The following is a 15,647-nucleotide window of genomic DNA, read 5'->3' as shown; positions in this document are numbered from 1 at the left end:
AATATATTATAAATTATAAAAACAAAGCATTATGATTAAAACAGTAAATTTGCAGAAAATTTTCAGAACCGAAGAAGTACAAACTTTGGCTTTGAATGATGTGAATATTGAAGTAAAAGAAGGTGAGTTTGTGGCGATTATGGGACCTTCTGGTTGTGGTAAATCAACTTTGCTCAATATTTTAGGATTGTTGGACAATCCCACAAGCGGAGAATATTATCTAAATGGGATAGAAGTTTCCAAATACACAGAAGCTCAACGAACTAATTTGCGTAAGGGGATTGTCGGCTTTGTATTTCAAAGTTTTAATCTGATTGATGAACTGAATGTGTATGAAAATATCGAACTTCCATTATTATACATGGGTATCCCTTCCGCCGAACGCAAGCGTCGCGTAGAAACTACGATGGAGCGTATGGCTATCATGCACCGTAGTAAACATTTTCCGCAACAGCTTTCCGGAGGTCAACAGCAACGTGTGGCCATAGCACGTGCTGTTGTTGCCAATCCGAATTTGATACTGGCCGATGAGCCTACTGGTAATTTGGACTCCAAAAACGGAAAGGAAGTAATGGAGTTGTTGAGTGAATTGAATAAAGAAGGTACTACTATTGTTATGGTAACCCATTCACAACATGATGCAGGATATGCAGGACGTACCATCAATTTGTTTGATGGACAGGTAATGACAGAAACTAATTTGTAACAGATATCTGTCTACATACTGGGGGGACACAGGAAGAATAAAAGTAAGGCTGTACCTCCATTTCCTATTACAATAAAAAATAAAGCTATGAACTCTTGTCTTTCCTTGAAATTAATGATAAGAAGCTGGAAACGGAATAAATTGTTTGTTGCTATCTCTCTTATTAGTTTGGTCATTGGTATTGCTTGTACCATTTTATTAATGGCATTTGTGATACATGAGTATAATATTGAAAGTAATAATCCAAACAGAAATCGTATTCTTCGATTAATTCAAAGTCTACCTTTTGCTCAACAAGAAGTAGAGGGGACATTTATTTATGGTGGGAGTGTTCCGCAGATAGTATCAGAGTTTTCCGAAGTAGAATCATATCTACGTACACAAACATTTGGTAATGCAAGAGTAAAAATAGACGGACAGGAATTTCAGGATTGGAAAATAGTTGCAGCAGACTCAACGTTAATAGACTTTTTCCCTTTTCGTAATATAGCCGGAAATGTACAAGATGCTTTACTTAAACCCGGAGAAATAGCTGTTAGTGAACAGTTTGCTAGAAAATGCTTTGGTACAAAAGATTGTATAGGGAAAAATGTGGATATTTTATTATCAGGGGTGTCTACAAATCGTATTGTTGCGGTTTATAGTCAACCGGAACAAAGTATGTTACAAATGGATATTCTTTTATCATTGGAAGCTACTAAGGGGGCTGATTGTATGCTTTTACTTAGAGAAGGAACTGATATTAAAAGTTTTCGGCAACGATTTGAGCAAACTGAATTACCGACTTTAACGGGTAAGGGATATTTCCGTACACAAACATTACAAGAATCTTACTTTGATTCTACGGTAAAAGATAGTAATCAGAATATGAGGCATCAGCAGAGTACCTTACTAAACGTGGGATTGCTGTCTGCCATACTTATTTTGTTCATTGGCTGTTTTAATTTTATAAATCTCAGTTTTTCTCGCCTGTTACGGCAAGTGCACATGCTTCATATTGAATCTGTGATGGGAGCTACTAAAAAACAGATACGTTACCAACTATTTCTGGATACTTTCTTGATGGTTTTTGTAGCATTTCTTTTATCTCTATTATTGATGAGCGATCTGTTGTCGGTGTTTAATGGTATTGTTTCCACACACCTGACAATGGCTTATTTGTTTTCGTGGCAGATATTTTCCTTTATTTTACTATTTATAGTTATACTATCAGTTATACCAGCAAGTTATATGAGTCATAAATTACATTCAATATCTGAAACCAATTATCGTAACTTCTTTACCGGACGTAAGAAACGTTTCATCGTAGGTGTATTGGTTATATTACAATTTATGATTTCTATTGGATTGATGGGTGCTTTCATGATTATCCGTGCACAGATGCATTTGATTGAGCGAGAGGGAGAACGTTATGAGAATATTATTAACATATACTCTGAAACACATACAGATACTCCTATAAAAACATGGATGAATGAAGTGAAGAATATAGAAGGAGTCGAGAATGTTGTAGTTTCAAACAAAGGGATTTATCCTATGAGTTTAGCTATTCCTGGTAAAGATAACATTGACGAAAATTTGTTGATGTTGGAATTATATGAAGAAACTATTGACTTCCTGACAATCCATCATCTTGAGTTGTTGGATTCCACTCAAACATTTCACCTTATATCCCGGGTTCCACAACCGACATTGGTCAATGAGACATTTATACATTTACTTGTTCCAGAAGGAGAAAATCCTATAGGACAACCTATTTCCAAGTATATAGGTTTAAAAGAAGAGCTGGCAAAAGGTATAATAATCGGAGTAATGAAAGATTTCAAGAAGTATTCTATGACAGATCAGGTAGCTCCATTACGTATGTTTCTTTACGATACTCCGCAAGATAATTTCTCAGTTTTAGTTATAAAAGTAAAATCTGGTTATAAAGATGGAATAGTCAATCAATTATGTGGGTTATATGAGAAAAAATATCCAGGTGTCCCTTTCAAATATAAGGATATACATTCTGAATTCGTATCATATAATCAGAAGGTTTCAAGTTTTTCGCATATTTTGTTGATGTATGCTTGTATCAGCCTGTTCCTTACTCTCTTTGGATTGTTTGGTATCACTCGTTATACTATAGAACAGCGTAAATATGAAATTAATATCCGAAAAATACATGGTGCATCCATTCTCCAAATCTTATGGCTTATTAATTATCCATTTCTTAGTTATATAGGAATTGCATTTCTAGTAATTATTCCTATTACTTATTATTTTATGACTGGTTGGCTACAACAGTTTGCATATCATATAACTCTCAATATATACCATTTCCTGTTGCCTTTACTTTTCACGATTGGTGTCACTCTGTTTACGGTATGTTTAAATGGATATCGTACAGCTATTACTTCACTTCATCCGTGCAGCAATAGCTAAAAGTACTCCGAGAACTACTCCTAAGATGGCAGCAAAAAGTACCCGCATTTCTCCAGGAAGGAGAAATGTGATAGTGTGTGCCGGATACCAGAAGAAAGGAATTGTTTTCTTAAAAACAAAATTCCACTGGGAATTCCAATTCAGGTGCGTGATGATACGTGTCATTGGGATAGGGGTGATTATGCTAAGAAGAGAACCACCACAATTCAATATGTGTATATCTGTAATTTTATGGAATGTCATAAATACAGGGGCGAATATCGTATTCATTGTAACGGAAATAGCAAGTGCCACCCATAGTTTATCTAAACAGAAGTCACCGTTGATAATGGTTGAAGCGTCTGTCATTCCCATATATATCATGAATTGTGGAACTCCTTTTGAGAAAACGATCATAGCCATATTGATACCCATCCCTAGTACTCCCCATACAATAGCACGAGGAAAAACACCAAATCCTTTTCGATTGTATACTCCGGCACTGATACGAAGCCCTAACATTTCACCCAATGTTGCAAGGATACCAAACTTTAGAAAACTCATTACCATACCATGTGATGCATTGAATGACTTATACCAATCATAAATGGGCTCACTTATAAAGAATGGCAAAAAAAATGCAATCAATGCCAAAACGAAAAAAAAATCTTGTTTTCTCATGCGAAAGATGTGTTTTTCATTAATAATGTGACAAAGATACTTAATTATCAGAAATTTAAAAGAGAAAAGATATAATATTTAAAATAAAGTAAGCAGTATGTTAAAAGTATATTCCCTATAAAAGAAAAAGAGGTAAAAATCATTTGTTTGATTTTTACCTCTTTAAAAATATTCTTATAAAATTTATTTTATCACTCCAAGTGATTTAAAACATTTAGTCAGTTTATCTACTGCATAATCTACTTGCTCCTTGGTGTGAGTAGCCATCAAAGCTACACGTACCAATGTATCCTGAGGTGCACATGCAGGCGGGATAACTGGATTAATGAAAATTCCTTCATCAAAAGCCATTTTTGTTACTACGAATGTTTTCTCGGTATCGCGTACATATAAAGGTATAATAGGAGATTCTGTTTCACCTATCTCGAAACCTGCATCACGGAATTTTTTTAATGCATAGTTGGTGATATCCCACAAACGCTGGATTCGTTCTGGTTCAGATTTAATAATATGAAGTGCCTCACGAGCAGCAGCTGTTGCAGCTGGAGTACTACTTGCTTGGAATATATAAGAACGAGCATTATGACGCAACCAATTAATAACCTCTTTGTCACCGGCAACAAACCCACCGATAGAAGCTAATGATTTACTGAATGTTCCCATAATTAAATCAACATCTTCAGTAACTCCAAAATGGTCACAAACACCACGACCTTGTTTTCCGAAAACACCTAAACCGTGGGCTTCATCTACATAAATGCTGGCATTATATTTCTTCTTCAGGCGAACAATTTCCGGTAAATTAGCTAAATCACCTTCCATAGAAAATACTCCGTCAACAACAATCAACTTTATAGCATCCGGTTCACATTTTTGGAGTTCCTTTTCAAGATCTTCCATATCGTTGTGCTTATACTTCAGTTGTGTGGCAAAAGATAGACGGCGTCCATCTACGATAGAAGCGTGGTCACGATCATCACATATAATATAGTCACCACGTCCTACAACAGCGGGGATAATACCTTCATTAACAGTGAAACCGGTGGAGAAACAGAGAGATTCATCTTTTCCAACGAACTCGGCCAATTCTTTTTCCAGTTCAACGTGTATATCAAGAGTACCATTCAAAAAACGGGAACCAGCACAACCTGTACCGTATTTTTCTGTAGCGGCTATTGAAGCGTCAATAATTCGTTTGTCATAAGTAAGTCCCATGTACGCATTCGAACCGAACATCAGAACTTTCTTGCCATCCATCATTACTTCAGTATCCTGATGGCTATTAATTGTACGGAAATAAGGATATACGCCTTTTGCCATAAACTGTTGCGGCAGGTCGTATTTCGCAAATTTGTCTTGTAGTAAACCCATGAAATGTCTATTATATAATGAATATTTAATTCTATTAAATACGAGTCCTTAAAAACAGGGGGCAAAGATAGCAAAATATGTTGTTATATGTTCCATTTACTCTAAAAAATCTGCTTCTATTCGTTTTAAAACAGTCAGATGGTTAATTTTTAAAGGAATTATATTACTTTTGCAAGACTAGAGAATTGCATTATAACATTTCTTTCGCATGGAGGATAATAAGAAAAGAATATCATTTATAATAAATCCGATATCTGGCACACAAAGTAAGGAGCAGATTTTGAAATGGCTTGATCAAAAACTGGATAAGGATAAATATATTCCCGAAGTTATATATACTGAATGGGCAGGACATGCTGTGGAGATAGCTGCGCAAAAAGCTAAAGAAAAGGTTTTTGCAGTTGTTGCCATTGGTGGAGATGGAACGATCAATGAAATAGCCCGCTCATTGGTGCATACAAAAACTGCTTTAGGTATTATCCCTTGTGGTTCAGGGAATGGGCTTGCACGTCATTTGCAAATTCCGATGGAAATAAAAAAAGCGATTGATATAATCAATGATGGTCTGATAGATATTATTGATTATGGTAAAATAAATGATGTACCGTTTTTTTGTACATGTGGTGTCGGTTTTGATGCTTTTGTCAGTCTGCAATTTTCAAAAGCAGGTAGAAGAGGACCACTGACTTATTTGGAAAAAACATTGCTGGAGAGTTTAAAGTATCGTCCTGAAACTTATGAACTTGAAATGGATGGTAACACTTCACGCTATAAAGCTTTTCTGATAGCTTGTGGAAATGCTTCGCAATATGGTAATAATGCTTATATTGCTCCACAAGCTACTTTAAACGATGGTCTATTGGACGTTACGATATTAGAACCTTTTACAGTGTTGGATGTACCCGCCTTGTCTTTTCAATTATTTAATAAAACGATTGACCAAAATAGCCGTATCAAAACTTTCCGTTGTCAGACACTTCGTATACATCGCACTAAACAAGGGGTAGTACATTTTGACGGTGATCCAATGATGATGGGAGAATATATAGATGTAAGGATTATCCAGAAAGGATTACAGGTTATTGTTCCTCGGAATGTAGAGAAAGATACGTCTAACGTTTTACAACGTGCTCAAGATTATATAAACGGACTCAAACAGATTAATGACTCCATTATGGAAGACATTACACATAAAAATAGAAAAATATTGGATAGAAGTAAGGAGCAATTAAAAAAGTTCACAAAGAACTGATTACACCATAATTTATATGTATTGATACTATGGCTAAAATAATCTTTTCTTAATTTGATGTCTCTATAATAGTTTTATGTATTTTTGCATGATAATTATACAAAGTATATTAAATGTATAGTCAAATTGTAAATCAATAAATTTAGATATAAAAATGTATAGATCACACACCTGCGGAGAATTACGTATCTCCGACGTTAATAAACAAGTGACATTGGCAGGTTGGGTACAGCGCAGCCGTAAAATGGGAGGTATGACTTTCATTGACCTTCGCGATCGTTACGGAATTACCCAATTAGTATTCAATGAAGAAATAAACGCTGAGCTTTGTGACCAGGCCAATCATCTGGGGCGTGAATATGTCATTCAGATTACAGGTACAGTAAATGAACGTTTTAGCAAAAATCAAAATATTCCTACTGGAGATATTGAAATCATCGTTTCAGAATTGAATGTGTTGAATGTAGCTTTGACGCCTCCTTTCACTATCGAAGAGAATACAGATGGTGGTGATGATATACGTATGAAGTATCGTTATCTGGATTTACGTCGTGCAAACGTGCGTAAGAATTTGGAACTACGTCATAAGATGACGATCGAAGTCCGTAAATATTTGGATAATCAAGGTTTTATCGAAGTAGAAACCCCCATTTTGGTCGGTTCTACTCCGGAAGGGGCACGAGATTTCGTAGTGCCTTCACGTATGAACCCGGGACAGTTTTATGCTTTACCTCAAAGTCCACAAACTCTGAAACAATTGTTAATGGTTTCCGGATTCGACCGTTATTTTCAGATTGCAAAGTGTTTTCGTGATGAAGACCTGCGTGCTGACCGTCAACCTGAGTTTACCCAGATTGACTGCGAAATGTCTTTCGTTGAACAAGATGATATCATTAACCTTTTTGAGGGTATGGCTAAATATTTGTTCAAGGAAATTCGTGGTGTGGAATTGACTGAACCATTTTTACGTATGCCATGGGCAGATGCCATGAAATATTATGGTAGCGATAAGCCTGATCTCCGATTTGGTATGAAGTTTGTAGAGCTGATGGATATCATGAAAGGTCATGGTTTCTCTGTTTTTGATAATGCCGTATATATTGGCGGTATTTGTGCAGAAGGTGCTGCACACTATACCCGTAAGCAACTGGATGCATTGACCGAATTTGTGAAAAGACCGCAGATTGGTGCCAAAGGTATGGTTTATGCCCGTGTGGAAGCTGATGGAAATGTAAAATCGAGTGTTGACAAGTTCTATACTCAGGAAGTTTTGCAGGAAATGAAAGCTGCGTTCAATGCACAGCCGGGCGATTTGATTCTGATTTTAAGTGGTGATGATGCCATGAAGACCCGTAAACAACTGAATGAGTTGCGTCTTGAAATGGGTAATCAATTAGGGTTACGTGATAAGAATAAATTTGCTCTTTTATGGGTGGTTGATTTTCCAATGTTTGAATGGAGTGATGAAGAGGGGCGTCTGATGGCAATGCATCATCCGTTCACCCATCCTAAAGATGAAGATATTCCTTTGTTGGATACAGATCCGGCTGCGGTTCGTGCTGATGCATACGACATGGTATGTAATGGCATTGAAGTAGGTGGTGGTTCTATTCGTATCCATGATGCACAGTTACAGGCCAAGATGTTCGAAATTCTTGGATTTACTCCGGAGAAAGCCCAGGAACAATTTGGCTTCTTAATGAATGCTTTCAAGTACGGTGCACCTCCTCATGGTGGTTTAGCATACGGACTCGACCGTTGGGTAAGTATCTTTGCCGGTCTTGACAGTATCCGTGACTGTATTGCATTCCCGAAGAATAATAGTGGACGGGATGTTATGCTGGATGCTCCTTCAAGTATCGATCAGAAACAATTGGACGAATTAAATCTGATTGTCGACATCAAAGAATAAAAATATAGAACAGGAGAGAGTGAAAGAGTCCACACGAATTTTCCGCTTTATGATAGTCGGTACGTTGAATGCCTTGATTATGGCAACCACTATCTGGATAATGATGGATGAATTGGATATCAATTACATGCTCTCCAACATAACTGCTTATACACTAGCGCAGATACATAATTTTATCTGGTGCAAGTATTGGATATTTCCTACAGAAAAAAGAGGCAACACTTGGCGTCAAGTGTTGCTCTTTTCTGTGGCTTTTGGAATGGCCTACGGAGCACAATTCCTCTTTTTGATCGGACTGGTCGAAGGTTTGAATTGCGATGAATACCTATCTCAATTTCTGGGTTTATTTGTCTATGGAGGAGTTAATTTCTTGATGAATAAACGGGTTACATTCAAATAAATTAATCTAAAAATCGTTTCGTCAATCCTTCGTATGCATCTATCCTGCGATCGCGCAAAAAAGGCCACCAACGGCGTACGTTTTCAGAACGTTCCATATCTATTTCTACCACAATATTTTCAGGACTATCATTTCCGGCCTGTGCAAGAAATTCCCCTTGGGGACCGACGATAAAACTGTTTCCCCAGAACAGTATACCGTTAGTCTGCATGGACGGATCAGGTTCATGCCCCACGCGATTTACCGATATTACCGGCAAACCATTGGCTACCGCATGTCCACGTTGTGAAATAATCCAGGCATTCAGCTGACGTTTTTTTTCTTCGTCTGTATCGCTGCTTTCCCAGCCGATGGCAGTAGGATAAATCAATATTTCAGCACCTTTGAGTGCCATCAGGCGGGCTGCTTCGGGATACCATTGATCCCAACAGACCAATACGCCTAGTTTTCCAAGTGAGGTTTGAATAGGCTCAAAACCGATATCTCCGGGAGTGAAATAGAATTTTTCATAATAAGCGGGATCATCGGGTATGTGCATCTTCCGATATTTGCCTGCGATACTTCCATCACGTTCAAATACAACAGCCGTATTATGATACAAACCTGGAGCACGTTTCTCGAACAGAGAGGTAACAAGCACAATATCGTTGGCTGCTGCCAGTTCCGAATAGAAACCTGTGGAAGGTCCGGGAATTGTTTCCGCCAAATCAAACAATTGTGTATTCTCCGTCTGACAAAAGTACAAAGAGTTGTGTAATTCCTGTAAAACGACCAATTGTGCCCCATGTACGGCACATATTTCAATACTTTTTGCCAAATTTATCAGATTTGTACGTATATCCGAAGTATTGGCTTGCTGAATTATACCAACTTTTATCTTTCTTGCCATATGCATATTTGTTATTTTACGATTTATAAATTAACAGTTTCGTTTCTGTAATCTAATATTATTTTAATACTCCAACAGGATATTGCATTGTGACACAATGTAATGACCCATGTTGTTTTATCAAGGCACAGCAATCTATACCTATAATTTCGTGATTGGGGAACGCTTCCTGTAATACCTCTTTGGCACGTGCGTCATTACTTGGTTGGTTATAGGTTGGATATAGTATCACATCGTTCATAATCAAAAAGTTAGCATATGTAGCAGGTAACCGTTCACCTTCTACTTCAATCTTATCAGCCATAGGTAACGCCAACAAACGATAAGGTTCTCCGTTCAAAGTGCGGAATGTTTTCAGTTGTTCTTCCATTTTATGAAGTTCTTCATAATGTTCATCTTGTACATCATTACATTGTACATAAACAATCGTATTGGTAGAACTGAAACGGGCAAGCGTATCAATGTGGCTATCGGTGTCATCTCCGACTAAATAACCATAATCAAGCCAAAGTATCCGTTCCAAATGGAAGGTAGAACGAAGAAATTCTTCAATTTCCACTTTATTCATCTGTCCGTTTCTATTGGAAGACAATAGACATTCAGAAGTAGTAAGCAAAGTACCTGCACCATCGCTTTCGATAGAACCGCCTTCCAGGACAAATCCCAAACGATTGACATATTTTCCTTTTAAAACTTCGGCTTCTACAGCTCGGCGGGTAATTTCATTATCTTTATCTGAAGCAAACTTCAGCCCCCAACCATTGAATGTAAAGTCAAGCAGGGAAGGTCCGTCAATATCCAACATAGTAATGGCACCGTGATCGCGTGCCCAAGTATCATTTGTGTCACATTTCAGAAAACGAACATTCTCCATATTCACTGTTGCAGAGATTTGCTTTCTCACCTCATCGGGGGTAGGAGTCACGATAAGTAATAATTCGCGTTTAGTAATCTCGGTAGCAATCGTAACAAAGCATTTTTGGACTTCTTCAAGCATATAGGCCCAGTCCGTACCGATGTGAGGCCAAGTCAACTGTATGCCACTCTGCATAGCCCACTCTGCCGGCAAATACGGAGCACGTATTTCTACTTGAATGCTTATGTTCTTACCAAACTGCACCTGATAATCCTTTTCAGATGCTCCACCATGTGGCAATCCAACGACAATTCCCATGTATTTTAATGCGTTAATTTATTTTTCTTCTTTAGGTTTTCTATCAAAGAACGGATTTTTGGAAGATGCACTCACTGGAATGGCAAATACGGTCTTACAGTTCTTCAACCACTCCAACCGTTGTACGGCAAGTCCGGCAGAGAACATCACACGGGTATCTACCCGCATATCAGCCGCCATTGCACAAGCAGAGCCCAAAGCAATGCCTACATCAACCGTGTTCAAGGCACATGGTACACCCTCAAGACGTTCTACACAAGTAGGGAAACCGCAGTGTCCACAGTTCAATCCTTGTGCCTGTTCGCGCGTACCTATTATAATTACACATTCTGCCTGCAGAATGTTTCCGGCATCACGCAGAAAAAACTTCATACCTAGTTCTTCGGCCATGGCAATCATCTTGTTCGATAACTTTTTGAGGTCGTCACCTGTAACCAAAGCAGTCTCAATTACATCAATACCTTTACCTTTGGGTGCTGTACGTGCAGCAGTCATCATTTGCCTTGCCACATTCAATACATGTTCATGGCGGCAATCCCTTTCGTTCTGTATCATATTTTTTTCTAAATTAATTAGTGAGACAAAGATAGTACAATTATTTTTTCTGTACTTTTGTAAATATAGAAAGATTAAAGAAAAATATTCATGTTACAAATAGAAAATGCCAGTATTGCATATGGTAACGAAGTACTCTTTTCCGGTTTCAACTTACAAGTAGATAAGGGGGAGATAGTGAGTATTTCTGGCTCTTCGGGATGTGGGAAGACTTCTCTGCTAAATGCCATATTGGGATTTATCCCTTTGAAAGTAGGTCGAATTACAGTAAACGGTATCCTGCTGGAAAAGAATAGTATAGATCACATTCGCAAACAGATAGCTTGGATACCACAAGAGTTGGCTTTGCCATTGGAGTGGGTGAAAGATATGGTACAACTTCCTTTCAGCTTGAAAGCCAATCGGAATACTCCTTTTTCAGAAGAACGTCTATTTGCCTGTTTTCAAGATTTGGGTTTGGATCGTGAGTTATATTACAAACGGGTCAATGAAGTTTCCGGCGGTCAGCGTCAACGTATGATGATAGCCGTGGCTTCGATGATTGGCAAATCTCTCACCATCGTTGATGAACCAACGTCTGCACTCGATTCAGATACTACCGGAAAAGTCCTTGCGTTTTTTCGGAAACAGACCGAAAAAGGAAGTGCCATACTTGCAGTGTCTCATGATGAGGGCTTTGCAGAAGGATGCGACCAGCATATAATTATGAAATAAACAAATATACTATGAGCTTTGCAGGATTTGTTTTCGATATGATACGGCGTGATAAGGAGAACCGTGACATGCGTAACCTTCGCCGGGAACGTTTGAACGAACGTTTGAATAAGATGTATGAAAAAAGTAATGGTATACCTCAGAATACCACTTTCGAAGACATGGAAGAAATAGCGAAGTTGACAAAGAAGAAAGAACGATCGGAACTCAATTACAACGTAATAATGACCTTGATTTGTGTCAGTGTCTGTATTATTATTGCTTCGGTATTGGTAATTATATTCATCCGTTGACGGTTTGTATATGTAATCTGTATTTGAATGGTATATTACTAAAAAGTAGTTAAATTGTTTCATGGGAACCATAGACATATCTTATCTTAGTTTGGGTATCGGGCTGCTGTTATTACTGATACCCTTGTTCTATATCTGGAAATTCAAAACCGGATTGGTACGTGCAACCATTGTAGGTACGGCACGTATGATTGTACAACTTTTTTTTATAGGAGTCTATTTGAAATATCTTTTCTTGTGGAATAATCCGTGGATAAACTTCCTGTGGGTGATTGTTATGATATTCGTAGCCTCACAAACCGCTTTGTCGCGTACGCAACTGAAGCGTAAAGTTTTGCTTATTCCTATTTCAGTAGGGTTTCTGTGTAGTGTGGTATGTGTAGGAATGTATTTCATCGGTATCGTACTTCGCCTTGAGAATATATTCAGTGCTCAATATTTTATTCCCATTTTCGGTATATTGATGGGAAATATGCTGTCTAGTAATGTGATAGCTCTCAATACTTATTATAGTGGACTGAAACGCGAGCAACAACTATATCGTTACTTGCTTGGTAATGGGGCTACCCGTGCAGAGGCGCAAGCACCATTCATCCGTCAGGCCATCATCAAGTCATTCAGTCCCTTGATAGCCAATATTTCTGTAATGGGTTTGGTCGCTTTTCCGGGAACAATGATAGGCCAGATACTGGGAGGAAGTAGTCCGAATATTGCTATCAAATACCAAATGATGATTATGGTAATCACTTTTACGGCATCTATGCTTTCATTGATGATTACTATTTCATTGGCATCGCGCAAATCGTTCGACGTATACGGCAAACTATTACCGGTTATGATAGAGAAGAAGAAATAGCCTGATTATTGTAACTTTTCCGGCATATAGCGGATTTGTACATACTGTACGCCCGGTTTTACAAAACCACTATCCAACATTGCCTTGGTAATTCTGAATACTTCTAATCTTTCTTGTAAATAGTGCTTCACGCGGTTCTTCTGGGGTTTCGTGTATGACAGAATTTCTACTTTGCCCGATGTGTGAATGTTGGCTTTTACTTTTACCGTACGTACAGGGATTGGAAAGTCGTCTTTCTTACCACCACTATTTTTTTTGTCTACCCAAAGGATAGTCGTAGCTTTCGGCGTGGTATCCACATATTGTTCATCGGAATCTTGTCTGTCATTTTGCGTCTGTCCTGTATAACGGCAGGAAGATAATGTTATAAACAAAGAGAAAAACAAAAGTATTAGTATCTTCATAATGGTTATATTGGGTTTTGTCGACTTCAAATATACAAAAAAAGCGTAAAAGCTCCCTTGAATTCACCACTTTTTGCTATATTTGCAACCAAATTTTCTACTAATAATGAAAATTAAGGAGATAGTTAGCGCCCTTGAACGGTTCGCGCCTCTGCCATTGCAAGACGGATTTGATAACGCCGGTTTGCAAATTGGATTGACAGATGCGGAAGCAACAGGGGCTTTGTTGTGTCTTGACGTTACTGAAGCCATACTGGATGAAGCGATTGCGTTAGGATACAATCTTGTCATATCACATCATCCTCTCATTTTTAAGGGTTATAAGTCCATTACTGGAAAGGATTATGTGGAACGTTGTATATTGAAGGCCATTAAAAATGATCTTGTGATATATTCTGCCCATACTAATCTGGACAATGTGGTAGGAGGGGTGAACTTTAAGATTGCCGAGAAAATAGGTTTGAAAAACGTGCGCATATTGGAAGTTAAGGAAAATGCGTTGCTGAAGTTAGTAACTTTTGTTCCTACGGCTTGTGCTGAAAAAGTACGTGAAGTATTATCATCAGTCGGATGTGGATGTATTGGCAATTATGATTCGTGCAGTTATAATGTGGAAGGTGAGGGAGTGTTTCGTGCGAAGAAGGGGGCACATCCCTATTGTGGAGAGATTGGAGAATTGCATATTGAAAAAGAAGTGCGCATAGAAACTATATTACCTGCTTATAAAAAAGAGGAAGTCGTTAAAGTATTGCTCGCTACACATCCTTATGAAGAGCCTGTATTCGATCTTTATCCTTTGCAGGACTCTTGGACACAAGCCGGAGCTGGTATTATCGGTGAATTGGAAACTCCTGAAACAGAACTTGAATTCTTGAAACGTATCAAGAAAACATTTGAGGTGGAATGTTTGCGCCATAATAAACTGACCGGACGCGAAATCCAGAAAGTAGCCTTGTGTGGTGGTGCGGGAGCATTCCTTATGTCATTGGCCATCGGCAATCATGCGGACGTTTTTATTACCGGTGAAATAAAGTACCATGACTATTTTGGACACGATTCGGACATCCTGTTGGCAGAGATAGGACATTACGAAAGCGAACAATATACAAAAGAAATTTTTTATACAATAATCCGGGATTTGTTTCCTAATTTTGCGGTTCAAATGACCAAAGTGAATACAAATCCCATAAAATACATGTAAGTAAAATGGCTAAAGAAGCAAAAAAAGATCCCCAGGAATTGACAGTAGAGCAAAAGTTGAAAGCTTTGTTCCAGTTGCAGACAATGCTGTCTAAAATTGATGAAATCAAGACGTTGAGAGGTGAACTTCCTTTGGAAGTACAAGACTTGGAAGACGAAATTGCCGGTTTGAGTACCCGTATTGAAAGAATAAAGGCAGAAGTTGCCGAACTGAAATCTGCTATCGCCGGTAAGAAGGTGGAAATTGAAACAGCAAAAGCTTCCGTAGCAAAATATAAAGAGCAACAAGAAAATGTACGTAACAACCGTGAGTACGACTTCTTGAGCAAAGAAATCGAATTCCAGACTTTGGAAATCGAACTTTGTGAAAAGAGAATTAAAGAATTTTCCGAACAAGAAGTTGAAAAATCCGCTGAAGCGGCAGAAAGTATTGCTGCTCTTGAAGAAAGGCAGAAAGATCTTGATGTAAAGAAGAACGAATTGGATGAGATTGTATCTGAAACCAAGCAAGAAGAAGAAAAACTGAGAGATAAAGCTAAAGACCTTGAGACTAAAATCGAACCGCGTTTGCTCCAGTCATTCAAGCGTATCCGTAAAAATTCACGCAACGGTTTGGGTATTGTATATGTACAACGTGATGCCTGTGGTGGATGTTTTAACAAAATCCCGCCTCAGAGGCAGTTGGATATCCGTTCTCGTAAGAAAATTATCGTTTGTGAGTATTGCGGACGTATCATGATTGACCCGGAATTGGCGGGTATAGCTCCGGAGATTAAAGAGGAACCGATAAAAGAAAAAGCAACAAGAAGCAGAAAGAAAGCCACAGAAGCTTAA

16 protein-coding genes are annotated in these 15,647 nt (G+C 38.2%); 10 read left to right on the top strand and 6 right to left on the bottom strand.

Features of this window, described 5'->3' with window-relative positions; translation table 11 throughout:
• Nucleotides 1–31: 31 nt before the first annotated feature.
• Together C1A09_RS06095 and C1A09_RS06090 are read left to right on the top strand one after the other, a co-directional pair.
• Nucleotides 32–706, top strand: a complete 675-nt coding sequence (locus tag C1A09_RS06095) for an ABC transporter ATP-binding protein (protein ID WP_101542827.1) — start codon at nt 32–34, stop codon at nt 704–706.
• A gap of 87 nt (nt 707–793) precedes the next feature.
• The gene (locus tag C1A09_RS06090) at nt 794–3,133 is read left to right on the top strand and encodes an ABC transporter permease (protein ID WP_101542826.1); all 2,340 of its coding nucleotides are present in this window, start codon (nt 794–796) and stop codon (nt 3,131–3,133) included.
• Here C1A09_RS06090 and C1A09_RS06085 read toward each other — a convergent pair.
• Entirely contained in the window at nt 3,107–3,793 is a 687-nt protein-coding gene (locus C1A09_RS06085; protein ID WP_101542825.1) for a hypothetical protein, read from the bottom strand. The genes C1A09_RS06090 and C1A09_RS06085 overlap by 27 nt on opposite strands.
• Before the next feature lie 183 nt (nt 3,794–3,976).
• Nucleotides 3,977–5,164 carry a serine palmitoyltransferase gene (gene spt / locus C1A09_RS06080; protein ID WP_101542824.1) on the bottom strand — a complete coding sequence of 396 codons (1,188 nt, stop codon included), beginning with the start codon at nt 5,162–5,164 and terminating at the stop codon, nt 3,977–3,979.
• A 208-nt stretch (nt 5,165–5,372) separates the two neighbouring features.
• Between spt and C1A09_RS06075 the strand changes: the two genes are divergently transcribed.
• The 3 genes from C1A09_RS06075 to C1A09_RS06065 all read left to right on the top strand — a co-directional run bounded on the left by C1A09_RS06075 (nt 5,373) and on the right by C1A09_RS06065 (nt 8,728).
• Entirely contained in the window at nt 5,373–6,416 is a 1,044-nt protein-coding gene (locus C1A09_RS06075) for a diacylglycerol/lipid kinase family protein (protein ID WP_101542823.1), read from the top strand.
• A 154-nt stretch (nt 6,417–6,570) separates the two neighbouring features.
• On the top strand, nt 6,571–8,328 hold the full coding sequence (gene aspS, locus C1A09_RS06070) for an aspartate--tRNA ligase (RefSeq protein WP_101542822.1): 1,758 nt from the start codon (nt 6,571–6,573) through the stop codon (nt 8,326–8,328).
• Nucleotides 8,329–8,347: 19 nt separating this feature from the next.
• Nucleotides 8,348–8,728, top strand: coding sequence for a GtrA family protein (locus C1A09_RS06065; protein ID WP_101542993.1), 381 nt, complete (start codon nt 8,348–8,350; stop codon nt 8,726–8,728).
• Between the two features lies 1 nt (nt 8,729).
• Here the strand turns inward: C1A09_RS06065 and C1A09_RS06060 are convergent, their stop codons facing one another.
• Genes C1A09_RS06060 through C1A09_RS06050 form a run of 3 tightly spaced genes read right to left on the bottom strand, consistent with a single transcriptional unit; the run spans nt 8,730 to nt 11,346 of the window.
• Nucleotides 8,730–9,617 (bottom strand): carbon-nitrogen hydrolase, encoded by an 888-nt coding sequence (locus C1A09_RS06060; RefSeq protein ID WP_101542992.1) that lies wholly within the window; start codon nt 9,615–9,617, stop codon nt 8,730–8,732.
• Between the two features lie 58 nt (nt 9,618–9,675).
• Nucleotides 9,676–10,791 (bottom strand): agmatine deiminase family protein, encoded by a 1,116-nt coding sequence (locus C1A09_RS06055; protein ID WP_101542821.1) that lies wholly within the window; start codon nt 10,789–10,791, stop codon nt 9,676–9,678.
• 18 nt (nt 10,792–10,809) lie between these two features.
• Nucleotides 10,810–11,346 carry a ferredoxin domain-containing protein gene (locus C1A09_RS06050; RefSeq protein ID WP_101542820.1) on the bottom strand — a complete coding sequence of 179 codons (537 nt, stop codon included), beginning with the start codon at nt 11,344–11,346 and terminating at the stop codon, nt 10,810–10,812.
• Nucleotides 11,347–11,436: 90 nt separating this feature from the next.
• Between C1A09_RS06050 and C1A09_RS06045 the strand changes: the two genes are divergently transcribed.
• The 3 genes from C1A09_RS06045 (at nt 11,437) to C1A09_RS06035 (ending at nt 13,209) form a co-directional block, all read left to right on the top strand.
• Nucleotides 11,437–12,060, top strand: a complete 624-nt coding sequence (locus C1A09_RS06045; protein ID WP_101542819.1) for an ABC transporter ATP-binding protein — start codon at nt 11,437–11,439, stop codon at nt 12,058–12,060.
• 11 nt (nt 12,061–12,071) lie between these two features.
• Entirely contained in the window at nt 12,072–12,353 is a 282-nt protein-coding gene (locus C1A09_RS06040) for a hypothetical protein (RefSeq protein WP_101542991.1), read from the top strand.
• A gap of 61 nt (nt 12,354–12,414) precedes the next feature.
• Nucleotides 12,415–13,209, top strand: a complete 795-nt coding sequence (locus C1A09_RS06035) for an ABC transporter permease (protein ID WP_101542818.1) — start codon at nt 12,415–12,417, stop codon at nt 13,207–13,209.
• A gap of 5 nt (nt 13,210–13,214) precedes the next feature.
• Here C1A09_RS06035 and C1A09_RS06030 read toward each other — a convergent pair whose 3' ends face one another.
• On the bottom strand, nt 13,215–13,613 hold the full coding sequence (locus C1A09_RS06030) for a DUF4891 domain-containing protein (protein WP_101542817.1): 399 nt from the start codon (nt 13,611–13,613) through the stop codon (nt 13,215–13,217).
• A 106-nt stretch (nt 13,614–13,719) separates the two neighbouring features.
• Here C1A09_RS06030 and C1A09_RS06025 point away from each other — a divergent pair, with 106 nt between their 5' ends.
• Nucleotides 13,720–14,814: a Nif3-like dinuclear metal center hexameric protein gene (locus C1A09_RS06025; protein WP_101542816.1), complete on the top strand. Its 1,095-nt coding sequence runs from the start codon at nt 13,720–13,722 to the stop codon at nt 14,812–14,814.
• A 5-nt stretch (nt 14,815–14,819) separates the two neighbouring features.
• Nucleotides 14,820–15,647: a zinc ribbon domain-containing protein gene (locus tag C1A09_RS06020; protein WP_101542815.1), complete on the top strand. Its 828-nt coding sequence runs from the start codon at nt 14,820–14,822 to the stop codon at nt 15,645–15,647.

This window comes from Bacteroides cutis, from assembly GCF_900241005.1.
Classification (GTDB): domain Bacteria; phylum Bacteroidota; class Bacteroidia; order Bacteroidales; family Bacteroidaceae; genus Bacteroides; species Bacteroides cutis.
This window is presented reverse-complemented; position numbering and strand designations above follow the sequence as displayed.